Here is a 26,155-nt window from a genome sequence, read left to right on the forward strand (position 1 = left end):
GATTTTATCCTCTTTTGTTGATAGTAAAAAGCTCAGGCAACCCTGAGCTTGAATTACTAAAAAATAGTCTTATTCGTCTGATTTGTCTGTCAAGAAGTACTCGTTTTCACGTTTATCATAGTCAAAGGTCAAACGAACAGTATCTAACTTATCACTTTCTGGATTATAATCACGGTAGCTAAGACTCACTGACTGAGTGAGATCTCCTTGTTCGGTTTGTGTCATTTCATGATAAGTAAAGCTAGCCTCTGGGTGTTTTTCAACCACCTCAGAAAGTCGTGTCCCCTTGAGCAAATCAGCTTGTGTACTTACAGACAACTTTTCATAGTCATCTTTTGTCCAGTTGCTATGATAGTCACTAACTTCCTTAACTTTATCATAGCCAAAATCTGCGGAAGCATGCTCTAGGATGTAAGTACCATCTTTAGACTTAAAGGTCAAACGGACAAAGTGATCACTACCTGTTCCCTCTTTTGAATAAGTAAGGTCTAGTGTCAGTGTCTCACCCTCATTGCGCCACTCGGCATCCGTAGCCTTACCGTGAGCATCTAGGACCTCATCCAAAGTCAAAGAGTCAACCTTCAAGTCCTTAAACTGGTCCTCTGTCCAGTCAAATTGATAATCTTTATTAATATATTTATTTGCTCTGTAACGAAGATCAGCCTCAAACTGATCGGCATGGTTCATGACATATTTCACCGCTTGATAACCTGCTCCAGCAAGCGAAGTCATGAAGAAGATAATTGACATGACTAGGGCAATAATAGATAGTGCCTTGCGTGTCGATTTCAGACTCAAAACCAAAGTCACAATCGCCAAAATGATAAGGAAGAAAGCAAGGAAAGTAAAGACAAAACCGATAGGAAGCGTCCAAGACAAAACGACAAATAGAATCCCCAAAACTAGGATAATAATTGGCAAAGCAATATTAACAAAAGCATTGTTCTTGGTTACTTTTGGCTTGTAATAAGGGTTTTCCAAAGGTATCTGACTTGTCTTTGGAGTTTCTTTTTCTTGCTCTTTCTCCAGATTCAACTCAGGCATGTGATTAGGAGCTTCCTCCTCTAATGTCACCTGAACTTCGTCTAGTTGCGTATCTGCTACTGAGTCAACAGACACCTCTTCAGTAGTTTCAGAGCTATCCACCTGCTGAGCCTCAATTTGCTCAGACACTTGGGCAGTTTCATCCTCAGTAGCGATGACAAAATCCTCTTTCTTAGCCTCCATAAACTCCTCAGGACTTGGTTTACGACCATTGACGTCCTCAAAGTGACGCACCCATTCTTCTTTAGTTGCCATAGCTGACTCCTTTATCTCTTTTTCTTTATTTTATCATACTTTAATCTGGTCTTATGAAAATAAAGTCGGATAAAGTGATATTTTTTAAAACTGCTTGAGACGCTTAAGTGACAAGCTATTTCGTGAAAATTGACGAAAGACGAAAAACTGCACCCAAAAGTTAGATTTTTCTGTCTAACTGTTTGTGGTGCAGGTCAAATAATGGATTATTTATTCCTCAGCAATGCCTTTATATGACTCGTTTGTATTACTACGGAATTCCATATTTACCTCACAATCACCCTCATATAAATATAGATAAGCACCTAAGTTTTTAAGATTTTCTAAGAGAGTATCCATTTTTATTAAATCCTCTAAATCTAAATAATCATATCCTAATAAAACTTTTCCCTTTTGAATCCTATTCTTTTATTTCACCAATTGGTAGACTAATAAAGCTTCTTACCAATTTACAAGCTTCAAAAATATTATTTGACATTTTTACTTTTGAATAGATTACTGACACAACTTCATCCTTTAAAAATCTTGCACATATATACAGTCTGGTGTTAGTAAGACTAGTTTTTTATATTTATAGTTAAGCAACTAATCCTTCTTAATTCCGAAACTAAGCTTACAAAATCTATAAAGACTATAAGAAATTGCAATAATTAAACCGTACTTTTTTAAAGTCTATATTTACATAAACTTTTATACTACGACATTAACTTCTGTATGTAAAGATAGCGAGTAAGACTACCATGTAAAAGTAGGTGCGAAATTTCAATAACTTTCTCCTTTTATCAAGAAAAAACAGGAAGTTTTCCCCTCCTGTTCCTTATTTAGTCATCTCCCAAACCTGATTTATAAGCTAGGTAGAAGGTATCTTCACCTTCTTTGGCATCAAATGACAAGTAAACACTCTTAAGTTTTCCTTCTTCTGCATCAAAGTCACTATAAGAGAGAGTCATTTCTTTCTTGAACTCACCTTCACGAGATGTTGAGATAGTGTAATCAGCGTTTGAAGCTTTAGGGTGATCTTTAATGACATCCTTTAGTTTCGTACCATTAGATGGGTCACTATAGTCTCCTTCAGTAAGTGCCTCGTACTGCTCTTTCGTCCAGTCAGACTTGTAAGAGTTGTCAACTTCTACCTTATCTTGAGGGAAGCTACCTGAAGCATATGACAAGATAAAAGTACCATCATATTGTTTCTTAAAGTTTAGGTAGACACTTTCACCATAGTCTTTACCAGAGTATGTTAACTTCAACTCATCACCTGACATCTCGGCATTTGACGCCTTGCCGTATGTCTTAATGATTGATTTAACAGAGTCTTTACCTGCTTTCAACTTTTTGAACTTAGATTCATTCCAGTCAAATTTAGCATTTTTGTCAATATAATCGTTGACATCAGTGCTGTCACCTTTTGAGTCAGATTTTAAATCGCTGTCATCATCATCTTTATCAGCAACTTTTGATGTCTTGCTTGAGCTTGTACTATCACTAGAGTTTTGAGCCATTTGAAAAATAAAACCACCGATAGACACAAAGAGCATAAGACCAGCAACACCTGTTGCGATGATCGAGAGCAATTTCTTGCTTGATTTAAGGCTGAAGATAAGTGAAACCACTGCCACAGCAACTACAAGCACTGTCAAAATAATGAAGAGCCAAGCAGGACTGACAATCCATGCCAAGATGGCAAAGATTACTGCAAGAGTAATCGTAACGATTGGTAAGATAAGGTTGAAGAGAAGTTTATCCGCTGAGCTATCTACGGGATTAGGTACAGTTCCAAATCCTTTAGCTGTAGGGATAGATGCTTTTTCAAACATGCTTGAATCAAATTGTGGTATCGGTTGTTGAGCAGGTGCTTCTGAGAAGGCTGCATCTCCAAATGGTGATTCACTGCTTGCTTGTTCTGCTGGCACTTCTTCAGCGACAGGTTCATTAGCTGCTTCTTGCACAGATGCTACTTGAGCAATCAAAACGCTAGTATCAAAGTCAGCTGCTTTAGCGTCCAAAAATTCTTGGGGGCTAGGCTTACGCCCATGTACCGACTCAAAGAGTTCAGCCCATTCTGCTTTAGTTGACATAAAAATCTCCTTTTTTCAAGAAATCCAAACAAGAGGTCCCTTCGACTTGGCGAAGTTTTCTATAGTTAGGATTTAGACAGCTATCTCTGATAAGAGTAAGTAGCATGCGTCCTTTCAAAAGTCAGACCTCACCTTTTAGCCTGAGGCAACCTTTTTCCTATATCTAATCCCATTGTTCATTTTCTTGTTGATAATCCCATTCTACCATATCTAAAGACCTCTGTTAACCATTTCCCAAAAGTTTTTTTCTGCTACAATAGTAGGTATAATGCACCAAAGGAGTTTATATGAAAAACATTAAAAAGTACATTCCATTAATTATTGTACTTGTTCTCGCTGTACTAGGATTTATCTACCGTGAGAACATTTCACGTGCTGTTCGTGGAGATGCTTACGTGGATAGTAAGATATTCACTAAACAATTAGAAAAAGCTCAAAAATCTGGAAAAGAGGCTTTTCCACAGTTGACAGACAAGGTCGACAAGGACGAAGCTGAAGTTATCCTCCATACTTCAAAAGGTGATATCACTGTTAAACTCTTCCCTACGCTTGCTCCTAAGGCTTCTGAAAACTTCTTGAAGCACACCAAGGATAAATACTACGATGGTCTTACCTTCCACCGTGTGATCAAGGACTTCATGATTCAAAGTGGTGATCCTAAGGGAGATGGTACCGGTGGAGAATCTATCTGGAAGAAAGGTTTCGCTGTTGAACCTACACCATTCCTCTACAACATCCGTGGCGCACTTGCTATGGCTAATACCGGTGCTAAAGATTCAAACAGCAGCCAATTCTTCATCGTTCAAAACAAGGATGACCAAAGTAAGCAACTAGGAAACGCAGGCTATCCAAAACCTATCATTGACGCCTACAAAAAAGGAGGCTACCCTGCTGGTGATACGAAATATACTGTCTTTGGACAAGTTATCAAAGGCATGGATGTCGTTGATACTATTGCTAACCTTGAAGTTGATAACAATAGCAAACCAAAAGAAAATGTAATAGTTAATTCAGTAGAAGTCGTTAAAGACTACAAATTCAAATAAATTCGAGAAGCTGATCCTCGGATTTATTTTTATTTGACAGCAGTAAAGAGATAATCACCAGTGTTAACGCGGGCTTCTTTAGTAGTTAAGACATCATCGAAGTCAGCAGTGTTTGTCACAATGACTGGTGTGATAACTGGTAATTTTGCATCTCGAATAGTTGCTAGGTCAAATTCTATAAGTTTTTGACCCGCTTCTACGACATCCCCTGCTTCCACATAGGTCTTGAACCCTTTTCCAGCAAGAGAAACAGTATCCATACCAATATGGATGAGAAGCTCTGCACCATTTTCAGTTGTCAAACCAATAGCATGGCCAGTAGGGAAGACTAAATTAACCGTTGCCTTAGCTGGTGCAACAACTACACCATCGGTAGGATCAATAGCAATCCCCTTACCCATAGCTCCTGAGGCAAAGACTTGGTCAGGAACTTGGTCAAGTGGGACAATATTCCCAATAAGTGGGCTAGCAATGATTTCTTGTTGAATTTCTTTAGGAGCAGGTGCAGCTTCTTCAGCTTTTTCTTCACCCTTAGCTGATCCACCACCGTATAGATTTGGTACTCGTACAAAGAGTTGGATGAGGAAGGCAAGAACACCACCCACAATGGCAATAATAATGGCAAAGATAACTTTAGAAAGGTTACCGTCAGGCCCAATAAGGCTTGGGAAGACAAAGACACCCAGACCACCTATTGAATACGCCTTAATATCTAGGGCCATCATGACAGCCCCCATAAGTCCTGAAACACCACATGAAATATAGAATGGCGTTTTCATTGGAAGAGTTACCCCATAGATAGCAGGTTCTGTAACCCCAAAAATAGATGAAATGAAGGCTGGCATAGAGATGGTACGGACTTTTTCTTCTTTCGTTTTAAGCATGATAGCTCCCAACACACCTGTTTGCGTGAAACATGGAAGAATAGCTGCTGAAAGAATAATAGAACTTCCGTTTGTTGCCACATCTAAGATAGCAAGGGGAACAAGTGCCCAGTGCATTCCGAACATAACCAAGACTTGCCACAAAACACCAAGTACAAGACCAAAGACAATCGGATTAAAGTTCATGATTGCTTGGAAAAGATTTGTCAATCCATTAGAGAAAGTATTGGCAACTGGTCCCACCACCAAGAATGTTAATGGAACGGTAATGAGTAATGTAAAGAAAGGCACTACGAAGACTTTAATCACATCTGGAGTAATCTTGGTAAAGAATTTTTGAATGTATGAAGCCACCCAAATTGCCAAGATAGAAGGCATTACAGTTGAGAGGTAACCTCCTGCAGGAAGTGCAAAAGGAATAACTCCTAGAACATGTCCTTGACCAGCCTTTTGAAGAGCAGTCACTAGTGTAGCAATATCAGGGTAAACAAGCGCTCCTGCAATCGCAATAGCTGTAAACTCATTAACCTTGAAACGACGGGCAGATGTTAATGCAATCAAGATTGGCAAGAACTGGAAGAAACCATCTCCTGCTGCATTCAAGATGACATAAATAGGACTTGTTGCAGCTGACAGACCACATGCTGCCATGATAGCAACTACACCCTTGATAATCCCGGCCGCAGCCAATGGACCAAGGAAAGGTTGGAAAATACTTGAGACTAGGGATACAAAGCGATCGAAGAGATTACCCTTTTGTGCATCCCCCTCATCAAGATCAAGACTTCCACCTGCTGGAAGACCACCAACTTGGAGAACCTCCGCATAAACATCAGGCACATGGTTACCAATCACCACCTGATATTGTCCACCTGCTTTAACAACAGTAACAACTCCGTCACGGTTCTTAAGGTAGTCATCATCTGCTTTAGATTCATCTTTCAAATCAAAGCGCAAACGTGTCACACAGTGTTTCAAGCTATTAACATTTTCCTTGCCACTAACGTGTTTGAGAATGTCCTCAGCTAATTCAGTATATTTAGCCATAAGGTCTCCTTTCTTGTCTAGGATCCTAATTTTCTTTGAGGCTTTTTCAACGAAAAAAACCTAAATAAATACCAAGAACCAATTGAGATGAGTATACACTACTCCCATTAGTTTTTCGTATTTATCTAGGTTTTGCCTGCTGACCAGTAACAATCCTTTTGCTATGGTTATATAATATCAGAGTTCAAATATTTTTTGCAAACCCTTACAAAAATATTTTTTTGTTTTTGAAGGTATAATCTTGACCAAGATTATAAGTCATGATAAACTATTGTTAGTTTATAAACTAACAGAAAGAGAGTTACACGATGAAGACAAGAGCAATTATTGAATTTAAAGACACATACGCTAGCATGGAATGCCACGAGCTTGGTTACCAAACCAAGGAAACTGCCTTGGCTATTATTTCTCCCACTGGACATATTCTATCAAGTACACCGCTTTTCAGAAAGGCATATGGTTCAAACACTGCTCACATCGACCAGCTTCCTTTCAATATGGATGATCTCAGTATCACAGCAAGAGGTCTCAGTAAAAAAGCTAAAGCCAACTTGGAAGATTGGATTGCCCATACTATCATTCTTCCAATGAACTATGATAAGTACTTTACTAAGCATCAAGAACTTTTGCACCTCCTAGCAGAGTCGCCTATCGTCGAGTCTGTCCAAGCTTTAACTTATAAGACAGTTAAGATTCATTTTTCCGAAGCCCTCAATGATGAACATATTCGTCAACTGCAAGGTTTTATTCTCGCTCAAGCAGGCATCTATAGCTATATTGGGACATCTACAGTCTCAGACCGAAATGCCCACCAGGCTCTTGAATGGGCTAAACTTGATGTTAATGGCCGTTCGCACAACGATCACAAGCCCGCTATTTTCCATCGTAGTAAGGACCTCATAAGCGGTTTCTTTCACCATGGAAGCCAAGAAAGTATTGCATAACTAATAACTGGGACACCTTGTGTCCTTTTTTTTGGCAACTAAAAAACCCACCATAAGGTGAGCTAAATCGATTTATTTACTGTGTTTCCAGTTACTGTAGATACTAAACACTACAATCCAGATGGTTGCTCCGATAGCTCCGACAACTGTTGACTTTTGCAAGAAGAGACAAACAAAGACGAAGATGAAGAAAAGGATAGTCAATGGATTAAGAATCTTATAGGCTGGCATAAGGAAGCCATCTGCCATAAACTCTTGAGACTTACGGTACTTGAGATGAGCAAGCATGGTCAAAATATAGATGGCAATGTAGACACCTGATGATGATGCCGTAATCAAAGCGAAGGCATCAGATACACCAGGTAAGACGTTGATGAAGGCTGAAACACATACTACAATGGCTGAAACAATGATAGCACGTGAAGGAATACCATTACGTGACAAAGTATCTAGCTTCAAAGCTTTCATGACTTTACTATTTGGTGTCTCCTTAGCAATTTGGAAAAGGTGACGACCTGTAGAATAAAGCGTTGAGTTCAATGATGAAGCCGCTGCTGTCAAAACAACAAAGTTAATGAAAGCCGCTGCCCACTTGATACCAGCCATTTGGAAGACCGTTACGAAGGGTGATTCATTAACTGGAAGTTTTTGCCATGGGAAGATAGCCATGAGGGCAATGAGGGCACCCACATAGAAAATGACAATACGAATCGGAATCTCCTTGATTGCCTTTGGCAACACCTTACGTGGATTTGCTGTCTCAGATGTTGTAATCCCTACAAATTCGATGGCTTGGTAGGCAAAGAAGACCATTTGGAAGGTCATGACAAAGCTCACCCAACCTTTAGGAAACATCTGAAATCCTTGTGTGATATTGGTAAGACTAGCATGTCCAGCTGGCGTTTCAAAGTTAGTTGCTACCATAAATATCCCTGTAGCTATCAAGGCAAGAATGGTGACAATCTTGATCATCCCAAACCAAAACTCAACTTCCCCGAAAATCTTAACTGCGATTAGGTTAACCGAACTCAGGATAATCAAGAAGACAATCTGAATCTGCCAGGCAGGCCAACTCGGGAACCAGTATTGCACATAGGTCGATACAGCCGTAATTTCTGCCATCCCAAGGAATATCAGCGATACCCAGTAAGACCAACCCGAGAAGAATCCCCAGCCCTTACCAAGGTATTTGGTAATAAAGTTGATAAAGGTGTGCTGGTCAGGATCCATATAGAGCATCTCACCGATCGCTCGCATCATAAGATACATGAAGATACCAGTTAGTATATATACTAAGATGATTGAAGGTCCTGTTAGGGATAGGGAACGCCCCGCCCCAAGAAAGAGACCTGTACCGATTGTACCAGCGATGGCAATCAGCTGGACGTGACGGTTTTGAAGACCACGCACCATCCCATTCTCAGTCTGGTTTTCGTCGTCTTTATGATGTTGCTTTTGCGACATTTTTTTCACTCCAATTCTATTTAGCACGACTCATTGAATCATGCCATTTTTAACATAACTTATATTTTACCATTTTTGAAATAATTGGTCAATTTTATACAGAATATTCAGAATTTTATACTTCGAAACAAGGGCTTGGAAAAATTCCAAACCCTTGTACATCGTTATTATGATTCAGGATCATCAAGGCTACGGCCATGCAAACCTTTTTCACGTTGTATTTGACGTAGTTTTTCAGGTGTCACATCGTTACCCTCTTCATCAACCACTTTAATTCCTTCGATATGGTGACGAACTGAGCGACGATAGCCCTCAATGTATTCTTCACGAAGTTTTGCTTGTTCCACTGCTTCTTCTGGAGTCAAACCTTCTGTTTTTTCTTTTTTGCAAGCTCATTGATTCGAGCAATTTTTTTAGAATCCATTCCTCTTACCTCTATTTTGTATTCAATTGGTTAAAGGCTGCAACAGCTTTGGCTTTAGCCACAAGACTCGAAAGAAGGGCCAAACGGTTATTTTTAACAGCTTCATCCTCTGCCATTACCATCGTGTTGTCAAAGAAGGCATCGATGACTGGGCTAAGAGCAAAGAGCTGAGCCAATTTGTCACTAGCTGAACCAGTCAATTCAAGCTCTTCAATTGCTTTAGAAAGGACTTTTTCTTGATTATTTTCAAAGAGACTGGCATCGACTGCTACTGAATCATCTGCTTTTTCTGCCAAGTTGAAGGCACGTGAGAGTGATTCAACAGCTGCCTTGTAACCATCAGCCTTAGCAGCTGCTGAGAGGGCGTCAGCTACTTCAAGCATATCCGCAACCACGAAGTTTGAACCAGCAAGAACGGCTTCTTTGATATCTTTTGATGTACGTCCCATCATCTTGTCCACACGTGCCTTGATGAAGTTGATAACTTCTGCTTGATTGTCATAAGAAAGACTATCAAATGAAAGGGCGTAAAGGCTGTCGATCAACTCATCCATAGGGATGTGCCAACCAAAAGCATCCAAGATACGAACAATCCCTTGCGTTGCACGACGAAGCGCATAAGGGTCATTAGAACCTGATGGAATCAAGCCAACTGAGAAGAAGGAAAGGAGGGTATCCAATTTATCTGCAAGCGCAAGGATGGCACCAACCTTAGTCTCTGGAAGAGCTCCGTCTGCTGAATCAGGAAGGTAGTGCTCACGGATAGCTGTCGCAACCGCAGCATCCTCACCAGCAAGGAGGGCGTATTTTTCACCCATGATTCCTTGCAATTCATCGAACTCTCCGACCATACCAGTCAAGAGGTCAAATTTGTAGATTTCAGCTGCACGCGCTACGGCTGCCCTTTCTTCAGCAGTCAAACCAGCTTGCTCAGCCAAGGAAGCCGCAATGACACCAGCACGGGCCATGTGTTCTGAGAGAGAACCGATTTTTTCATGGAAAGTCACGTTAGCCAATTTAGCAACGAGATCTTCAATCTTGAGTTTTTGGTCTTCACGCCAGAAGAATTCACCATCTTCAAGACGGGCCACCAATACTTTTTCATTTCCTCGGATAACATTTTCCAAATGCTCAGCGTTACCATTACGGACTGAGATGAAGTTTGGTTTAAGCTTACCGTCAAGGTCACGTACAACAAAGTAACGTTGGTGCGTTTCCATTGATGTCACCAAGACTTCTTCTGGAACGTCCAAATACTTAGTGTCGAAACTTCCCATAAATGCTGTTGGGTATTCGACCAAGTTCAAGACTTCATTCAAAAGTCCTTCTTCGATTTGGACTTGAACACCTTGTTCTGATTCGATGGCTTTGATTTGCTCACGAATCATGTTTTCACGTTCTTTGCTATCCGCAATCACGTACACGGTACGAAGGTCTTCCTCATAAGAATCTGCATTGGTGATTTCCACTTCGTGCCCAAGGAAACGGTGACCACGGCTCACACGACCTGACTTGATATCCAAGAAATCAAGGTTAAGCGCTTCGTCGCCCAAAAGGACAACCAAAGTATGAACAGGGCGGATGTATTCAAAGGTGTTGTTAGCCCAGTGCATGCTAACAGGGAAAGTCAATGAAGAAAGCACTTCTGGAACGCCAGCCAAGACTTCTTTGGCAGGTTTTCCAGCTTCATGTTTCGTCACGTAGACATATTCTTCACCTTTAACTTCACGGAATTCGATATCATCAACGGTCAAGCCTTTTCCACGGACAAATCCTTGTGCCGCTTTTGAGAAGTTACCTTCTGCATCCAAGGCGATTTTCTTAGAAGGTCCTTTAAAATCTTCTGTCAAATCAGATTGTTGATCAGCCAATCCAATGACACGGACTGCCAAACGGCGCGGTGTTGAGAAAGTTTGAATGCTTTCGTATGAAAGACGATTGTTATCCAAGAAGGCTGCCATTTTCTCCCCGAGTTGTTTTTCACTTGGTGTGACAACGTAGGCTGGCAATTCTTCAAGTCCAAGTTCTACTAATAAGTTTTTTGTCATGTTTTTTCTCCGAAAAATATTTTTTTCCAGTTTGCCTTATGTGATTGTCACGCAAGCAACCGACTGCGTCGTTTCATTGCTAAAATTGGAGCCTATGTCTCCAATTTTGCCTGGTATCGTTAGTTTCTCTAACGATACCTTTATCACTGCGGCAACTGGTTCTGTAGGATTACTCTATTAGCCAATCCTTTTTAATACGCTCTGTTTATTCTTCCTCTTCTGCTAGGAGTTTTGCGCGTGTGGCTTCGTCAAGAAGTGGGTAACCAAGTTTCTTACGTTCTGCAACGAAGGTCTTGGCTACAACACGGGCCAAGTTACGGATGCGGGCAATATAACCGGCACGTTCTGTGACAGAAACAGCACCACGAGCATCTAGCAAGTTAAAAGTATGTGAACATTTCAATACGTAGTCGTAGGCTGGGTGAACAAGACCCAATTCCAAAGCACGTCCTGCTTCTTTTTCAAATTTTTCAAAGTTTTCAAGAAGCATATCTTGGTCTGAGACTTCAAAGCTGTATTTTGAGTGCTCATATTCTGGTTGAAGGAAGATTTCTCCGTATTTAACGCCTGGAGCCCACTCAATATCGTAAACAGAATCTACTTCTTGGATGTAAGAAGCCAAACGTTCCAATCCGTAAGTGACCTCAGAAGTTACCGGACCAGTTGCCAATCCACCAACTTGTTGGAAGTAGGTGAACTGAGTGATTTCCATACCGTCAAGCCAAACTTCCCAACCAAGACCAGCTGAACCAGTTGATGGGTTTTCCCAGTTATCTTCAACGAAACGAATATCATGTTCCAAAGGATTGATCCCCAATTTTTCCAATGACTCAAGGTAAAGCTCTTGGATGTTTGATGGTGATGGTTTCATAACCACTTGGAATTGGTGGTGTTGATAGAGACGATTTGGGTTTTCCCCGTAACGACCATCAGCTGGACGACGAGATGGCTCTACATAAGCCGCATTCCATGGTTCAGGCCCAATGGCACGAAGGAAGGTGTAAGGACTCATGGTTCCTGCACCCTTTTCATTATCATAAGCCTGCATGAGCATACAACCCTGGTCATTCCAGTATTGTTGTAAAGTAAGGATAATTTCCTGGAAGGTTAGTTTTTTAGACATTATTTACTCCTTTAATTTATATTATCTTTTTAGGTTTATTTATCAAGCAACCAAGAAAAAGCTGGATCCTGAAAAATATGACGTTTGGGAACAGTTTGTAAATTCTGATCGCATTCATCTATTGTACCTAATTTCAAAGCACAGACTTCTGGTATATTTTCTTGAACAGTGAAAATTTGACTATGACAGTTCTGGCAGTAATAACGCTGTTTTCCTGGAGAAGAACTATACGTAACAAGCTTTTCTTTTCCATGCAATACTAGATTTTTACTGCTAACTTTAGCATTAACTGTATAGGCAGACGCAGTTGCTTTCCGACAGAATGAACAGTGGCAAAAAACTAATTCAGATAATTCCTCATCTAGAGTGTAAGTCACTGCTTTACATAAACAAGATCCTTTAAGCATTGTACTCCTTTCTACTTAGGTATTAGACGAATTCAAAAAGAACCGAATTTCAACACCCAAGCCTTGCGACTAGGGGCGTCAGAAACGCGGTTCCACCCTAATTTATTACTTCATTTTATCTGTTTGTCTTCAGCTCTTTGCTGAGAGAAAGCGCCACTTGCTTACTTTGCTCTACTTGGCTTTCACTATCCCAAGCTCGCTAGAAAAACGCCATAAGCCCTTCTTTCTTGTCAGTATTATAGCAGAAATAGAGAAACTTGTAAAATAAAATTCTAATCCTTCTCACTGATTCCCATTTCCTGACGAACATGTGCATGGGAATCTTCATGAAGAATATCATTATCAATAATTGAAGCTTCTCGAAGTTCTTGGGCCTTTTTCCTGTCCTGATGGGTTAAGTCTTGATTGGGATCATAAGCTTTCTCGACGATAGACAAGAGATGATTTCGAATTTCCTTTTCCTTACGAATTTTGGCTTTTTTGCGGTAGCTAGCTACAACTAGCACAACCAACATCAGTATTCCCAGATAACCGATAATAGGATACATAACCGCTACCAATTGACGGAAGCCCACGAAGGAAATAGCAAAACCAGCAAGGGCAAATGCAGCCACAAAGAACTTGAAGCGTTTATCACTACCTGCTGAGAAGCGTTTCCCAAGGGCATAGTAGAGACTAAAGACGGTATTGAAAATCAAGCCAAAAATCACTAAGGCGTAGAGTGTCGCAAAGATAGGGTTCACTTCCTTGGCAATAGCCAGCATAGGAACATCCGAGCTAGCAACTTTATCACTGTTAGCAAAGAGAATCAAGGTCGTGACGAAGAAAATCACACCAACCATAAATCCTCCCCAGGCTCCACTCTTTTCGGCTTCATTGATTTTGAGAATAGATCCACCCATTACAAAGGCCATGGCTATGGCTGACATGACACAAACAGCAAAATAATTGATCACAGACATCCAAACGCTTGGGAAGGGAGATTGAATGGTTTGCGACACCTTATCCATCTCTGCAAAATCCCAGTGACGCCCTAGAACATTGGTCACGAATATCATAGCAATCATAACCAAAATCATAGGGGTAAAAACTCCAATAACACCGATGATTTTTTTGAAATCTAGGAAACTCACAAAGATAGTCAGAGCTGTACACAGGAAGGCACCTACCCAAATCGGAAAGCCGAACTGTTGGTTTAGGTTAGCCCCTGCACCAGCTGTCATCACAAAACCAAACAGGAAACAAGTGATAATCAAAGCGATATCCAAAATACGGTAAATCACAGGATGACTGATTTCTGCCAGGACTACTGAATGATCATCTGAACGGTAATAACTTCCCAGAGCAATCATGAGTCGCCCAAAGCCAACATGCAAAATTCCTAGAACTATAACACCTATCAGTCCCCAGGCTCCAAAACTAACAAAATACTGTAAGAGGTCCTGCCCTGAAGATACCCCTGCACCAATCATTACACCGACGTAGGCCAGGGCAATGCTCCAAATACGTTTTGACATATTACCTCCTATAAAATATAAAGTATTTCTATTTTACACTACTCTGACACCTTTGTAAAAATCAATTAAAAACAGCACCTTCATAAGAAAGTGCTACTTATACTCTTATTTTTCCCAACCTTTTCGTCCATCAATATAGGTTGCTTGCAAGTCCAAGGAGTCATCTAAGACGATAAAATCAGCTGGTAGACCTGCTTTTAGACTTCCACAAGTATTTTCAAGACCAACAGATTTAGCTGGAACATGACTCGCCATTTGTAAAGCTTGAGCAACCGTCACAAGTCCCCAATCAACGACGTGCTTGACACCATCTTTAAGTTGTAGGATAGAACCAGCCAGGTTACCACCTTCTTTGAGGCGGGCAGTACCATTTTCAACAATAACAGGAAGTTCGCCTAACATATAGTCGCCATCTGGACAACCTCCCGCTGACATACAGTCTGTAATAAGGGCAACTCCTTGAGGAGTCTTTTGCTTGATAAGAACCTTACAAGCTGCAGGAACCACATGATGACCATCTGCAATCAACTCACCAATCGTTTCTGGACTATCGAAGGCTGCTCCAACCATTCCAGGTTCACGATGCGTAAACCCACGCATACCGTTGTAGACGTGAACCCAAACAGATGCCCCAGCTTCCACAGCCGCTACAGCTTCCTCGTAAGTAGCATTGGAATGACCTAGAGCGATTGTCACACCTTGCCCAGTCGCTTCTTTGATAAATTCAACTACTCCCTCACGTTCAGGAGCCAAGGCCAGCTTGATTAATTTGCCTTGAGCCGCCTCTTGCCAGGCTTGCAACTGTTCTATACTTGGATTGCCCATATATTTAGGATTTTGCGCTCCCTTATAGGTCTCAGTGAAATAAGGTCCTTCAAAGAAGAGTCCCTGAATTTTAGCACCAGGCTCCTTACCAGCCGTCTCTGCTGCTGTCTGACAGATAGCTTTTAACTCTTCAAATGGTGCTGTCAATGCTGTCGGTAAGAAAGAAGTCACACCTGCTGAAAGCAAGGCTTGACTCATGCCAAGAAGACTTTCCTCAGAATTATCCATGACATCATAACCCGCAAATCCATGAATATGAGTATCTACAAGACCCGGAGCAATCTGATAATCACTGTAATCCAGTACTTCTGCACCTTCTGGTACCTTTTCCGACCAGTCACCGAAACGACCATCCACAACCGCTAGGTAACCCCCTTCCTTGATTTTATTCTCAAAGTAAAAACGTTTGGCTGAAATATAATAGGTCATAGGACCACCTCTCATCATTTTTCTATATTCTTAATACGCTTTCATTATATCAAAAAAGCCGAGAAATTTTCTCGACTTTCTCTATTAAATCACACCTTCTGTAACCTTTTCAACAAGGTTAATCGCATGGTCTGCGATACGTGTGTAATGTGAGAGGTAATCAACATAGTTGATACCTGCTTGCGCAGTACATTCACCATTGTTAAGACGTTTGGTATGTGTTTTACGCAATTGTTTTTCAAGTTTTTCCAATTCTTCATGACGAAGGATGACTTGACCTGCAAGCACCTTGTCATCATCCACAACAACACGAATACTATCGAGAACAATACGGTGCGTACGGTTATAAACATCCCCAAGCTCGGTCTTAGCAGTCTCAGAGAATTCAATCCCCTTATTATGAATATGTTGTGAAAGGTTGGCGCTTGCAACTGCCAGATCACCAATACGCTCCAAGTCACGAACAGAGTCAAGCACACTTGCCAACACTTCATTTTCAGAAACGCTTAGAGATTCATTAGAGATGTCAATCAAGTAGGTTGTCAACTCTTCGTCAATACTATTAACAGCTGTTTCATACTTCTCAACCTTGTCAAAGTATTTCTCATCACCTTTATCAAAGAAAGCGTATGAAGCCTCCAAAGATTGAATGGCATATGACGCTAAGTGAACCAACTCTTTCTTAGCATTACCAAGGGCAATGGCTGGCGCTTGTGTGATAAGCAAACGATCCAAGTAAAGCGCTTCGTACTTGTTAACTTCATCCTCACCAGGAATAATCTTAGTTACAAGATAAGCAAGAAGCCCAATGAATGGGAATTGCACGATAGTATTTGCAATATTGAAGGTACCATGGGCAAAGGCAATAGTCATCTCTGGTGTCAAACCAAGCATAGACTTAAACCATTGAATCAGAGCTGTGAATGGTACCAGAAGAACCAAACACAAGACCGTTCCAATAACGTTGAACAGTACGTGAGCCCCTGCCACACGTTTGGCCGCAATGTTGGAACCAAGAGCCGCAAGAACCGCTGTAATAGTTGTTCCGATATTGTCCCCAAAGAGGATTGGAAGAGCCCCTTGTAGGTCAAGCAAACCACCTGAATAAAGGCTCTGAAGAATACCAATGGTAGCTGCCGAAGACTGAATCAACATGGTCAAACCAGAACCAATGATAACTCCCATAATTGGGCGGTCACCTAAAGTTGCCAGGTAATCTTTAAAGGCTGTTACTGACTTCAAAGGTTCTACCGCATCTCCCATCAGGTTAAGGGCAAAGAAAATCCCCCCAACACCAAACAAGATACGTCCTAGGTTATTGAGCTTCTTATTACTCGTAAAGAAGAGAAACGCTGCCCCTAGGAAAATCACTGGAAGAGCATAATCACCAAGCTTGAAACCAATCATGAAGGAGGTTACGGTTGTCCCGATATTCGCCCCCATGACAATACCAATAGCCTGACGAAGACTCAAGAGCCCTGCCGAAACCAGACCTACGACAATAACGGTTACCCCTGAACTCGACTGAATCAAGGCCGTCATGACAATGCCAATCAGAACACCTAAAAATGGGTTACTGGTGTACTTATCGATGTAAAAGCGTAGTTTATCTCCGGCCGCTTGTTGAAGACCATCACCCATATACTTAATACTAAATAGGAAAAGTCCCAAACCACCGAGGAAAGAAAACGCAATATCCTGCCAATTTACTGACACATTTTTGTCCTCATTATATAAAATTTTCGGTAAGACCGACTCTTCTATTGTATCTATTTATTAAGGAATAAACAAGACTTTTCCCAAAAATAATAAAAAGATCAGATACTCATATCAGAAAGCCATCAATGCCCGTCTCGAGTATGCTGCGTTTTTATCTGATACTTGTCACCAGATTTCAAGCAAAACCAGTCAGAAAAACATTACTAGCAGTGTTTGGAGATTTTCATAAATGGAACCCTAGCGTAGCAATACCATCATCCGTTGGGAGATGATTTTTTTAGTTGTTCCTTCATCTTTTGTAACCTCAAAATAACGGATAGATATTATCGAAATAAATCCTTCTTTCTTGTGATATAATAAAGGAAAAAATTGGAAGTTGAATCATGATAATCTACCTTCTAGCACAAGTATTCTCAGCCATTGGAGCCCTCTGTGTTGCCATATCTTCTTTTGCAAAATCAAAAAATAAGATGCTCGCCTGGCAAATTACCGACTATATTTTCACTGCCACTGCTAACCTCTTATTGGGTGGCTATACCGGTGCCTTAACCATTAGTATTTCCATCATTAGAAATCGTTTGATGATCAAAAAGAAAATGACCAAGACTATCTTGACCATCCTCATCATTCTTCAAATCATCGTAGGATCTTATCTCAATCAACTTGGGGTTATTGGCTATTTGCCAATCATCTCTTCAGTTTCCTATAGCCTAGCTATTGCTGCCACACCAAACCTTCAGTGGCTTCGCTGGGTCATTATTGAGAATATGTTACTCTGGCTAATTTACGATTTGACCATTCAGGCTTACCCAGCTGCCATCACTGATGTCACTATCACACTTACTACTCTCATTGCCATTATCAGAAATCGAAAAACCTTTAGCAAACAATAAAGCTAAAGGTCTTTTTCTTATAGAGCCCAAGTACGAATGGCGTGTGCCACACCTGCCTCGTCATTTGTCAAAGTCACATACTTACACAAAGCCTTAATGTCGTCACTCGCATTACCCATGGCAACGCTTTGACCGACGAATTGAAGCATTTCAAGGTCATTAGCAGCATCTCCCAAAGCCATAATCTGTTCGGGATTGATACCCAACTTTTCAGCTAAATGCTTCAGTCCACTGGCCTTGGTTGCTCCTTGTGGCATAATTTCAAAGATATAATCTTGACTGCGAACTGTGCTATAGCTCTGATTAAGTCTATCTTGCACAGCATTTTGGAAGGCGTCCAAAGATTCAGAATCAGCCATATACATAGCTTGGAAAATCACTTGCCCTTCCTCAAAGATTTTTTCCAAACTCCTAGCTTTCGCTTCTGTAAAAACAGTCCCAGCATCATAAGCTACTAGCTCAGGTACCTCATTACCCACAACATAGTAAGTTTTTTCACCAGTAAAGGTTAGAGCCACCCCTGGGAAGTCTTCGCAAGCCTGCAAGAGTGCTTCCATTTCAGAGCGAGATAAACTTTCAGATTGAAGCAAGGTCCAATTTTTAGTTTCATAAGTTGAACACCCATTGTTCATGATAATGTACTCTTCTTCACTAAGACCCAATTTTTCAAAATGGGGAACAATGCCTGAACGTGGGCGACCCGTACAAAGGACAATCTTAATACCTGCCGCAGCCGCATCTTGAATAGCCTTGATGTTCTCTTCAGGTATCTCTTTTTGGCTATTTAAGAGTGTCCCGTCCATGTCAATTGCAATGAGTTTCACTTGGTTCTGGTTCATATTTTTCTTATTCTCCTTGATCCTAATATGTGTCGTAAATAGTTAACTGATATTGTTCTATGATGCTGTTCAATTTATCCCCATAGGTTATGTCGGTAGCATAAACGCCTGTTAGGGCTGCCGTCGCATCTTTATAACTCTTTGTCTTGGAACGGTGCACTCCTACATAGTAGCTTCCCTCAAGGAAGTCCACATAATCCTGTAAAGAATTTTCCACGGAACCATAGGAACGAAAGGCCGCATCAATATGGTAAGGATTTCCCTTACCATCATCCTCCCAGGTCGGTAGGGTTACACTTTGACCATTGTATTCTCCTTTAATTCCAAAGAAATTGTAAGATGGCTTCTGACTCAAACTTGATTGGCCAGAATCAGATTCTAGAATAGCCTGAGCTATCATGACAGATGCATAAAGATCATTTCTAGCTGCCAAATAGCGCGATGTCTCGCCAATCTCAGCAATAAAAGCAACCGTCGTCTCATCTGTAGGCGTCATATTTTTTTCCATAGTCAACCTTGGAAAATTTAAACTAGCTAGGAGGCCCAATAAGGCAAATAGACCCATAAAAATCAGACTCCACTTTTGGAAAAATTTAGGAAAAAGCAAGAAAGACTTCTTTTTCTTTTTAGTTTTCTTAGGTCTAGCTTTCGACTTAGTTTTCTTTTTTCCTTTCGCCAATCGGTCACCCCCTCAATCATACTAACTCCTCTAAGTATATCAAAATTCACTAAAAAAGACCCAAACCAACCGGTTTAAGCCTTCATATATTAAATGGCGTCTCCACCACGTTCACCCGTACGAATACGGATAACATCATCAATAGGAACAATAAAAATCTTCCCATCACCAACTTCTCCCGTCGCTACGGCGCTCCGAATGGCATCAACAACCTCGTCAACTGCCATATCCTTAACTACAATCTCAACCTTGACCTTAGCTAATAAGGTAGGAACAATGCGCTGTCCACGAACAAACTCTGCAAAGCCCCGTTGATTACCGTAACCCAGAACTTGACTTACAGTCATTCCCTTGGCTAAACCACTACCAGTCAAGGCATTTTTCAAATCTTCCAATTTATCCGAACGAATAATCGCTTCTACTTTTTTCATCTGTATTCTCCTACGAATCTAAGCCCATAAAGGTTGGATAGGCTGTTTCCTTGTGTTCACAGTCATCAAGACCAATAGCTTCATCACGGTCAGTGACACGTAAAGGCATATAATGAGCAATTACTTTAATAATACCATAGGTCACAAGAGCAGACCAAATAGCTGTAAAGATAATAGCCAAAATGGTCACAATAAACAGATGGGCCTTCCCATAAATCAAGCCAATATTGACCTTATCTAGGGCTAAATCTGGTGTCGTAAAAATCGCAGTAGCCAAACCACCAAAGATACCTCCAACGCCGTGGCAACCAAAAGCATCCAAAGCATCATCATAGGCAAAGCGTTTTTTTAAGACAGAGATAGCATAGAAACAAACCGGACTAACCATAGCTCCAATTAGAATGGCACTCCAGATGGAAACGAAACCGGCTCCAGGCGTGATGGCAACAAGCCCAGCTACTAAACCAGTCGAACCACCGACCAAAGATGGATGACCTGTCACATATTTTTCAAGAGCCAACCATGAAAACATGGCAGCTGCTGCAGAAACATGTGTGGTTACTAGCGCGTGAACTGCCAAGCCATTAGCAGCCAAGGCTGAGCCTGCATTGAAACCAAACCAGCCAAACCAAAGGAGACCCGCTCCCAATAGGACAAAAGGAACATTATGAGGACGGTGTTCTAAAATGCCAAAATCACGACGTTTACCAACAACGATTGCCAGAACCAAGGCCGATACACCCGAGGTAATATGAACCACATCACCACCTGCGAAGTCAATTGTCCCCCATTTAGCAAGGAGCCCTTCGTCCCATACCATATGTGCAAAAGGATAATAGACCAAAAATAACCAAAAGACTACGAAAATAGTTAAAGGAGTAAAGCGCATACGTTCTACTACTGAACCTGTCAAAATCGCCACACAGATAATGGAAAACATCATCTGAAAAGCCGCAAATAAGAGATCAGGAATAGCTAGACCACGACTTGAAATCGTTTCAGACACACCATTTAAAAAAGGTGACTGAAATTACCGAAGAAATTCCCATGACCGCCAAAAGAAAGCGAGTAGCCAGCAACAATCCACAAGAGAGAGGCTATAGCTAAGGGAAGAACAGACATCATCATAGTATTAATGACATTTTTTCGACGCCCAAGACCACCATAGAAGAAGGCCAAGGCCGGTGTCATCAAACAAACCATGGCTGAACAAATCAATATAAAGGCACTGCTACCTGTATCCATAAAACCACTCCAATTCACAAAATATTTTATGTTAGAAAATATAACACAAAAATATGAGACAAACAAGTGTATTTACGGAATTTTTTGATAATTCTTTCTTTTCTGACATATTATGTCGCCACAAAAAAAGAGCCTCTTAAACCCTATGGAAAAGGTTATAAAGCTCTTGTCTGTTTATTTTTCGCTCTTTAGCAATGGTTTTTATAGCCTGATTAGGTTTCATACCAGAAGCAATTAAAGCTTCAACAGCCTTCACTGGCGTAACATCTGATGTTAGATTTTCTTTCCTACCATTCTCAGAAGCTCCAGCCACAATCAGTAAACATTCTCCCTTGAGAGGATTACTAGCAATATAATCTAAAATTTCTGAAATTGACCCTCGCTGATACTCTTCATAAAGCTTGGTCAATTCTCGAACTAGAGTTACTTGACGGTTACCATAGACCTCATGCATATTTTCAAGGGTATCCGCCACACGGTAGGGTGACTCGTAAAAGATCTGTGTCTCAGGATAAGATACTTTTCCCTTGAAGAAATCAATCTGCTGTCCCTTTTTACGAGGCAGGAATCCATAAAAAATATGAGGTTGCGGTGCTAAACCACTAGCAATCAAGGCTGTAATACCAGCTGATGCTCCCGGTAAGGCCGCCACAGGAATATCCTCAGCAATGGCGGCTTTGACCAAATCATGCCCAGGATCCGAAATGGAAGGCATACCCGCATCAGAAACCTGAGCCAAAGAAAGACCTGACTTCAAGCGTTCCAGTAAATCTGGAATTTTTTCATAAGCATTGTGCTCATGAAAAGAATACTGCTTGGTTTCAATTTCAAAATGTTTGAGCAAGAGACCTGTATTACGCGTGTCCTCCGCACAAATAAGATCCACCTCTTTCAGGATTTGCACACTGCGAAAAGTCATATCCTGCAAATTACCAATAGGTGTGGGAACCAAATAAAGGGTACCATAATTAGATTGCCCCTTAAAACTCTTTTGAACCTGCATACTTAATCTCCGTACAACAATTCTGCACAGAAGCCACAAGCTTCATTATTATCACGACGTTGACCATAAAAATCTGGGCAAATGTGGAATCCATCATCATAAATAGCCTCGAGGTTCACCTTGCCATGAGACATTTTAGTCCCTGTCTCCTCTTGAACTACTTGACTCAAGTGCTCACGTAACTTGTCATTCTCCAACTTGAGAGCCGTATTTTCATCGAGAATCCCTGAGAAGTTCGCCTTAATTGCTTCTACCTCTGCCAACATCGACATCAAATTTTGTGATAATTCCTCGAATTTATCATACAATTCACGCTTTTCCATTTAGCTGAACTTCCTCCACTCCATAAGTTAGGGGCGCACGCCCTTTTTCAAATACAACCTTAATAGTCCCTGCAATCACATCAATGGCAACGACCTGACCCGTGCCATCCTTGGTTTCAATTTCATCACCCAAGTCAGGATAACTTGCCTTGCTATCTCGGTAAAAGTCATCTTCATAACTGAGACAACACATAAGTCGACCACAGACCCCATTCATCTTACCAGAATTCAAAGATAAACTCTGATTTTTAGCCATCTTAATCGATACTGGTGGGAATTCACCCAAAAAACTAGAACAACAAAGTGCCCGACCACAAGGTCCTAAGCCACCATAGATTTTTGATTCCTCACGACTTGAAATCTGACGTAACTCAATACGTGTCTTAAAGTAAGTCGCCAAATCCTTGAGCAACTGACGAAAATCTACCCGCTTTTCAGCCACAAAACTGATACGCACGTATGAGCTATTTAGGGGAAAGACAATATCCACCACCCTCATATCAAGCTGATTTTGAGCAATTAAATCAGCCACTACTCCCATACTCTTTTCAGCCTTCAAAAGATTTTCATCATATCTAGCAAAATCTTTCTCTCCTGCCAATCCTTCAACCCGATTCAAATCCGCAGGCAAACTAACCTCAGGAAAATCTGTGTTCTCCATGACAACCTGGGCTAGGCGCTTATCTTTTTTCTCCAAAACGACTACAAAGTCATCTTTGGCGTAATTTTTATCAGGAACAACGTATTCTACTGCTCCAGTTTCTTCAAATTTTATTCCAATGACTTCTGTCATGATAATACCATATACTCCATCGCATTTTGAAAGCTGACATTAGCAAGCCACATTTTTCGAGCCTCATAAACTAAGTCTAGCCATCGTCTTGCTTGTGGATTTTGTATATCCTTCCCCAATTGATAAGTTAAAAAAGCCCAGACTATCTCTTGTTCCGACTTTTCACTACACTGGACAGCCAGTTTTGCAACGTCCAAATAAAGCAGGTCCTGATTAGATAGCAGGGACTGTGTGAAACGCTCTACTGTATTAATCAGATCAAGAACCTTATTATCTTTAGCTAAGTCTAAAGCCTGAACATCATCTTTAGCAAAATCTGCCAACACTTTGGCTTGTGTCAACAACAAACCTTCCTTCTGAAGCAATTCTTCCAGATAAGCCCGATTCTTAGGAAAATAAAAGAGTTGAGTTCGGCTTTTAATCGTAGGTAACATACGACTATCATCAGCTGTCAAAAGAAAAATATAAATCTGACTTTGAGGTTCTTCAATAAACTTTAATAGACTATTAGCAGCATTGACGTGCATCTTATCTGCATCACGAATGATAAAAACCTGAGCCTGCCCCTCAAAACTCGATTGACTAAACTCTCTAGTCAACTGGCGAATCGTGTCCGTCTTAATAATCTGTCCTTGTGGCTCTACTATTTTAACATCAGAAAAGTCCCCCTGTGCAATCAAACGACAGGGACGACAGTGACCACAAGGTAGACCATTCTCAGGAGTCACACAAAACCGACTCTGTGCTAGCCAAATAGCCATATCGAGACTTCCAAAATCACCCGAAAACAAATAAGCATGACTCAAACGATTTTCTCTGATAATTTGTGAAAACTCTTCAAATAGTTTGCTTTGACTCTCAGCTAACTTCATCTTGCTCCTTATAAATAGCCTTTAATTACTTTCCAAGCTTCCTCTACAACATCCTCAAAAGCCTGTGAGGCATCGATTATTTTGATACGTTCTGGTTCAGCCTGTGCTAAATCTAAATAACCTTGACGTACACGCTGATGTAGGTCAAGCTTCTCTAAATCCAACCGATTGACTTCGCGTTCGCCGTTAGCTGCAATACGGGCCAAACCAGTTTCAGAATCCACATCAAACAATAGGGTCACATCAGGTTTATACCCATCAGTCGCATAGGCATTTAACCAGGCAATCTCATCCTGATTCAAGCCACGACCAGTCCCTTGATACGCAACTGATGAATCAATAAAACGATCCATGATGACCATATTGCCTTCTTCAAGCTCTGGCAAAACCCTCTCAACCAAATGTTGACGGCGAGCCGCAATATAGAGCAAGAGCTCTGTCTTAGCATCCATAGCCGTATTATTTACATCCAAAATAACCTCACGAATTTGCTCTGCAATAGCGACTCCACCTGGTTCACGTGTCGTCACGACTTTGGCTGGATAGGCTTCTCTAAGACGAGGTAAAAGCGCCTCCAAAACTGTAGTCTTTCCAGCACCATCTGGCCCTTCGATTGAGATTAATAACCCTTTTGACATGATACTTCCTTTTTTATTTTGTTACCTTCTATTTTATCAAATTTTAGGCTAAAAGAACAATCTCAGAAAGTATATAGCCTATGGTAAAAAAGTGTACATCTTGGCATGTCATCAAAACCACAAAACATTTCAAAACTCTATTTATATAAACCACATATTTATCTTATTAGGTTTAGTTTTTTAGACACATGTTTACAAACAAAAAAGCCGAGAACAGTTCTCGAACTTTTTATTCATTATTTAACGAAGTCAAGCAATGCCAAGAAGCTTTCAGCTTCAAGTGATGCACCACCAACAAGAGCTCCGTCAACGTCTGGACAAGCCATGTACTCAGCAACGTTTTCAGGTTTAACTGATCCACCGTATTGAACACGTACTTTGTCAGCAACTTCTTGACCGAAGTCAGCTGCTACAACATCACGCACAACTTTACACATTTTTTGTGCATCGTCTTGTGAAGCTGATTTACCAGTACCGATAGCCCAGATTGGTTCGTACGCAATAACTGATGAAGCTACTTGCTCCGCAGTCAATCCAGCCAAAGCAGCTGAAACTTGAGCACCTACGAATTCTGCCGCTTTACCAGCTTCGTAAGTTTCAAGAGATTCACCACAACAGATGATTGGAAGCATACCGTTAGCAAAGATTGCTTTAGCTTTTTTGTTGATGTCTTCATCAGTTTCGTGGAAGTAGTCACGACGTTCTGAGTGACCGATAACAACATAGTCAGTACCGATTTCTTTCAAAACTTGTGGGCTAGTTTCACCAGTGAAAGCACCTGCATTTTCAAAGTAAGTGTTTTGTGCAGCAACTTTAAGGTTTGAACCTTTAGCAGCAGCAAGAACAGTTGTCAAGTCAACTGCAGGAGCTGCGATACCAGCTTCAACAAGATCTGATGAAGGAAGTTTTGATGCTACAGCTTCAACGAATGCTTTTGCTTCTTCTGGATTTTTGTTCATTTTCCAGTTACCAGCGATAAATGGTTTACGTGACATTTCACATACCTCTTCTTTTATTTATTTACTCGTTTATTTTATCACAAATCCCTTACTATTACTAGGATTTTAGGAAAATTCCGAAAACTCGACTTGCTTTATTAAGATTGTTCTCTATAAAACCTAAGTTTAGTCAACTAAATGCAAATAAAGAAGACTCTCAGATATTTTGGCTCTATAATTTCTGTAT

At 40.8% G+C, this 26,155-nt stretch carries 22 protein-coding genes and 2 pseudogenes; 3 read left to right on the forward strand and 21 right to left on the reverse strand.

The window, feature by feature from the left end; all coding sequences use genetic code 11:
• Window positions 1–69 precede the first annotated feature (69 nt).
• Both HMPREF9425_RS06690 and HMPREF9425_RS06695 read right to left on the reverse strand, forming a co-directional pair.
• Window positions 70–1,299, reverse strand: coding sequence for a CD20-like domain-containing protein (locus HMPREF9425_RS06690; RefSeq protein ID WP_003097712.1), 1,230 nt, complete (start codon window positions 1,297–1,299; stop codon window positions 70–72).
• 821 nt (window positions 1,300–2,120) lie between these two features.
• Window positions 2,121–3,377, reverse strand: a complete 1,257-nt coding sequence (locus HMPREF9425_RS06695) for a hypothetical protein (RefSeq protein WP_003095355.1) — start codon at window positions 3,375–3,377, stop codon at window positions 2,121–2,123.
• Window positions 3,378–3,664: 287 nt separating this feature from the next.
• Here HMPREF9425_RS06695 and HMPREF9425_RS06700 point away from each other — a divergent pair, with 287 nt between their 5' ends.
• Window positions 3,665–4,423: a peptidylprolyl isomerase gene (locus HMPREF9425_RS06700; protein ID WP_003095520.1), complete on the forward strand. Its 759-nt coding sequence runs from the start codon at window positions 3,665–3,667 to the stop codon at window positions 4,421–4,423.
• Between the two features lie 29 nt (window positions 4,424–4,452).
• Here the strand turns inward: HMPREF9425_RS06700 and HMPREF9425_RS06705 are convergent, their stop codons facing one another.
• Window positions 4,453–6,354 carry a beta-glucoside-specific PTS transporter subunit IIABC gene (locus HMPREF9425_RS06705; RefSeq protein ID WP_003095426.1) on the reverse strand — a complete coding sequence of 634 codons (1,902 nt, stop codon included), beginning with the start codon at window positions 6,352–6,354 and terminating at the stop codon, window positions 4,453–4,455.
• Between the two features lie 308 nt (window positions 6,355–6,662).
• Here HMPREF9425_RS06705 and HMPREF9425_RS06710 point away from each other — a divergent pair, with 308 nt between their 5' ends.
• Window positions 6,663–7,298, forward strand: coding sequence for a hypothetical protein (locus tag HMPREF9425_RS06710; RefSeq protein WP_003095665.1), 636 nt, complete (start codon window positions 6,663–6,665; stop codon window positions 7,296–7,298).
• A gap of 72 nt (window positions 7,299–7,370) precedes the next feature.
• Here HMPREF9425_RS06710 and HMPREF9425_RS06715 read toward each other — a convergent pair whose 3' ends face one another.
• The 8 genes and pseudogenes from HMPREF9425_RS06715 to HMPREF9425_RS06750 form a co-directional block, all read right to left on the reverse strand.
• Entirely contained in the window at window positions 7,371–8,762 is a 1,392-nt protein-coding gene (locus HMPREF9425_RS06715) for an amino acid permease (RefSeq protein WP_003095398.1), read from the reverse strand.
• Between the two features lie 167 nt (window positions 8,763–8,929).
• A pseudogene (locus tag HMPREF9425_RS06720) lies at window positions 8,930–9,186 on the reverse strand (DUF896 family protein).
• Between the two features lie 11 nt (window positions 9,187–9,197).
• Window positions 9,198–11,234 carry a glycine--tRNA ligase subunit beta gene (gene glyS / locus HMPREF9425_RS06725; protein WP_003095362.1) on the reverse strand — a complete coding sequence of 679 codons (2,037 nt, stop codon included), beginning with the start codon at window positions 11,232–11,234 and terminating at the stop codon, window positions 9,198–9,200.
• 205 nt (window positions 11,235–11,439) lie between these two features.
• Complete coding sequence (gene glyQ, locus HMPREF9425_RS06730; RefSeq protein ID WP_002886077.1) at window positions 11,440–12,357, reverse strand: glycine--tRNA ligase subunit alpha; 918 nt, start codon at window positions 12,355–12,357, stop codon at window positions 11,440–11,442.
• A gap of 35 nt (window positions 12,358–12,392) precedes the next feature.
• A complete protein-coding gene (locus HMPREF9425_RS06735) occupies window positions 12,393–12,764 on the reverse strand; it encodes a GFA family protein (protein ID WP_003097717.1) in 372 nt (123 codons plus the stop codon).
• A gap of 272 nt (window positions 12,765–13,036) precedes the next feature.
• Complete coding sequence (locus HMPREF9425_RS06740; protein ID WP_003095570.1) at window positions 13,037–14,281, reverse strand: YkvI family membrane protein; 1,245 nt, start codon at window positions 14,279–14,281, stop codon at window positions 13,037–13,039.
• Window positions 14,282–14,386: 105 nt separating this feature from the next.
• Window positions 14,387–15,535 carry an N-acetylglucosamine-6-phosphate deacetylase gene (gene nagA / locus HMPREF9425_RS06745; RefSeq protein ID WP_003095440.1) on the reverse strand — a complete coding sequence of 383 codons (1,149 nt, stop codon included), beginning with the start codon at window positions 15,533–15,535 and terminating at the stop codon, window positions 14,387–14,389.
• An 84-nt stretch (window positions 15,536–15,619) separates the two neighbouring features.
• Complete coding sequence (locus HMPREF9425_RS06750; RefSeq protein WP_003095540.1) at window positions 15,620–17,251, reverse strand: Na/Pi cotransporter family protein; 1,632 nt, start codon at window positions 17,249–17,251, stop codon at window positions 15,620–15,622.
• 386 nt (window positions 17,252–17,637) lie between these two features.
• Here HMPREF9425_RS06750 and HMPREF9425_RS06755 point away from each other — a divergent pair, with 386 nt between their 5' ends.
• Window positions 17,638–18,147 (forward strand): YgjV family protein, encoded by a 510-nt coding sequence (locus HMPREF9425_RS06755; RefSeq protein WP_003095613.1) that lies wholly within the window; start codon window positions 17,638–17,640, stop codon window positions 18,145–18,147.
• 17 nt (window positions 18,148–18,164) lie between these two features.
• On the opposite strand, the gene HMPREF9425_RS06760 is transcribed toward HMPREF9425_RS06755, so the two are convergent.
• The 10 genes and pseudogenes from HMPREF9425_RS06760 to tpiA all read right to left on the reverse strand — a co-directional run bounded on the left by HMPREF9425_RS06760 (window position 18,165) and on the right by tpiA (window position 25,965).
• Complete coding sequence (locus HMPREF9425_RS06760; RefSeq protein WP_003095604.1) at window positions 18,165–18,986, reverse strand: Cof-type HAD-IIB family hydrolase; 822 nt, start codon at window positions 18,984–18,986, stop codon at window positions 18,165–18,167.
• Between the two features lie 22 nt (window positions 18,987–19,008).
• Window positions 19,009–19,665: a glycoside hydrolase family 73 protein gene (locus HMPREF9425_RS06765; protein ID WP_003095411.1), complete on the reverse strand. Its 657-nt coding sequence runs from the start codon at window positions 19,663–19,665 to the stop codon at window positions 19,009–19,011.
• Window positions 19,666–19,754: 89 nt separating this feature from the next.
• Window positions 19,755–20,096, reverse strand: a complete 342-nt coding sequence (locus HMPREF9425_RS06770; RefSeq protein WP_002886165.1) for a P-II family nitrogen regulator — start codon at window positions 20,094–20,096, stop codon at window positions 19,755–19,757.
• A 10-nt stretch (window positions 20,097–20,106) separates the two neighbouring features.
• Window positions 20,107–21,341, reverse strand: a pseudogene (locus HMPREF9425_RS06775) (ammonium transporter).
• Between the two features lie 136 nt (window positions 21,342–21,477).
• On the reverse strand, window positions 21,478–22,344 hold the full coding sequence (gene rsmI, locus HMPREF9425_RS06780; protein WP_003097725.1) for a 16S rRNA (cytidine(1402)-2'-O)-methyltransferase: 867 nt from the start codon (window positions 22,342–22,344) through the stop codon (window positions 21,478–21,480).
• Between the two features lie 2 nt (window positions 22,345–22,346).
• Window positions 22,347–22,667: a DNA replication initiation control protein YabA gene (gene yabA / locus HMPREF9425_RS06785; RefSeq protein WP_002887582.1), complete on the reverse strand. Its 321-nt coding sequence runs from the start codon at window positions 22,665–22,667 to the stop codon at window positions 22,347–22,349.
• On the reverse strand, window positions 22,654–23,460 hold the full coding sequence (gene ricT, locus HMPREF9425_RS06790) for a regulatory iron-sulfur-containing complex subunit RicT (protein ID WP_003095374.1): 807 nt from the start codon (window positions 23,458–23,460) through the stop codon (window positions 22,654–22,656). The genes yabA and ricT overlap by 14 nt, the downstream gene beginning before the upstream one ends.
• Complete coding sequence (locus HMPREF9425_RS06795) at window positions 23,457–24,332, reverse strand: DNA polymerase III subunit delta' (RefSeq protein ID WP_003097726.1); 876 nt, start codon at window positions 24,330–24,332, stop codon at window positions 23,457–23,459. The genes ricT and HMPREF9425_RS06795 overlap by 4 nt, the downstream gene beginning before the upstream one ends.
• 8 nt (window positions 24,333–24,340) lie before the next feature.
• A complete protein-coding gene (tmk, locus tag HMPREF9425_RS06800) occupies window positions 24,341–24,970 on the reverse strand; it encodes a dTMP kinase (RefSeq protein WP_003095357.1) in 630 nt (209 codons plus the stop codon).
• Window positions 24,971–25,206: 236 nt separating this feature from the next.
• A complete protein-coding gene (gene tpiA, locus HMPREF9425_RS06805; protein WP_003095461.1) occupies window positions 25,207–25,965 on the reverse strand; it encodes a triose-phosphate isomerase in 759 nt (252 codons plus the stop codon).
• Between the last annotated feature and the right edge of the window lie 190 nt (window positions 25,966–26,155).

This window comes from Streptococcus vestibularis ATCC 49124 (assembly GCF_000188295.1).
GTDB classification, from domain to species: Bacteria; Bacillota; Bacilli; order Lactobacillales; family Streptococcaceae; genus Streptococcus; species Streptococcus vestibularis.

Excerpts from the sequence above, each read along its gene's own strand:
- tmk (WP_003095357.1), bottom strand. The coding sequence starts at position 24,970 with ATGTCAAAAGGGTTATTAATCTCAATCGAAGGGCCAGATGGTGCTGGA.
- HMPREF9425_RS06700 (WP_003095520.1), top strand. The coding sequence starts at position 3,665 with ATGAAAAACATTAAAAAGTACATTCCATTAATTATTGTACTTGTTCTC.
- HMPREF9425_RS06705 (WP_003095426.1), bottom strand. The coding sequence starts at position 6,354 with ATGGCTAAATATACTGAATTAGCTGAGGACATTCTCAAACACGTTAGT.
- HMPREF9425_RS06690 (WP_003097712.1), bottom strand. The coding sequence starts at position 1,299 with ATGGCAACTAAAGAAGAATGGGTGCGTCACTTTGAGGACGTCAATGGT.
- tpiA (WP_003095461.1), bottom strand. The coding sequence starts at position 25,965 with ATGTCACGTAAACCATTTATCGCTGGTAACTGGAAAATGAACAAAAAT.
- HMPREF9425_RS06710 (WP_003095665.1), top strand. The coding sequence starts at position 6,663 with ATGAAGACAAGAGCAATTATTGAATTTAAAGACACATACGCTAGCATG.
- glyS (WP_003095362.1), bottom strand. The coding sequence starts at position 11,234 with ATGACAAAAAACTTATTAGTAGAACTTGGACTTGAAGAATTGCCAGCC.
- glyQ (WP_002886077.1), bottom strand. The coding sequence starts at position 12,357 with ATGTCTAAAAAACTAACCTTCCAGGAAATTATCCTTACTTTACAACAA.
- HMPREF9425_RS06795 (WP_003097726.1), bottom strand. The coding sequence starts at position 24,332 with ATGAAGTTAGCTGAGAGTCAAAGCAAACTATTTGAAGAGTTTTCACAA.
- HMPREF9425_RS06770 (WP_002886165.1), bottom strand. The coding sequence starts at position 20,096 with ATGAAAAAAGTAGAAGCGATTATTCGTTCGGATAAATTGGAAGATTTG.
- nagA (WP_003095440.1), bottom strand. The coding sequence starts at position 15,535 with ATGACCTATTATATTTCAGCCAAACGTTTTTACTTTGAGAATAAAATC.
- HMPREF9425_RS06715 (WP_003095398.1), bottom strand. The coding sequence starts at position 8,762 with ATGTCGCAAAAGCAACATCATAAAGACGACGAAAACCAGACTGAGAAT.
- HMPREF9425_RS06740 (WP_003095570.1), bottom strand. The coding sequence starts at position 14,281 with ATGTCAAAACGTATTTGGAGCATTGCCCTGGCCTACGTCGGTGTAATG.
- HMPREF9425_RS06695 (WP_003095355.1), bottom strand. The coding sequence starts at position 3,377 with ATGTCAACTAAAGCAGAATGGGCTGAACTCTTTGAGTCGGTACATGGG.
- HMPREF9425_RS06760 (WP_003095604.1), bottom strand. The coding sequence starts at position 18,986 with ATGAACCAGAACCAAGTGAAACTCATTGCAATTGACATGGACGGGACA.
- HMPREF9425_RS06755 (WP_003095613.1), top strand. The coding sequence starts at position 17,638 with ATGATAATCTACCTTCTAGCACAAGTATTCTCAGCCATTGGAGCCCTC.
- ricT (WP_003095374.1), bottom strand. The coding sequence starts at position 23,460 with ATGACAGAAGTCATTGGAATAAAATTTGAAGAAACTGGAGCAGTAGAA.
- HMPREF9425_RS06735 (WP_003097717.1), bottom strand. The coding sequence starts at position 12,764 with ATGCTTAAAGGATCTTGTTTATGTAAAGCAGTGACTTACACTCTAGAT.
- yabA (WP_002887582.1), bottom strand. The coding sequence starts at position 22,667 with ATGGAAAAGCGTGAATTGTATGATAAATTCGAGGAATTATCACAAAAT.
- rsmI (WP_003097725.1), bottom strand. The coding sequence starts at position 22,344 with ATGCAGGTTCAAAAGAGTTTTAAGGGGCAATCTAATTATGGTACCCTT.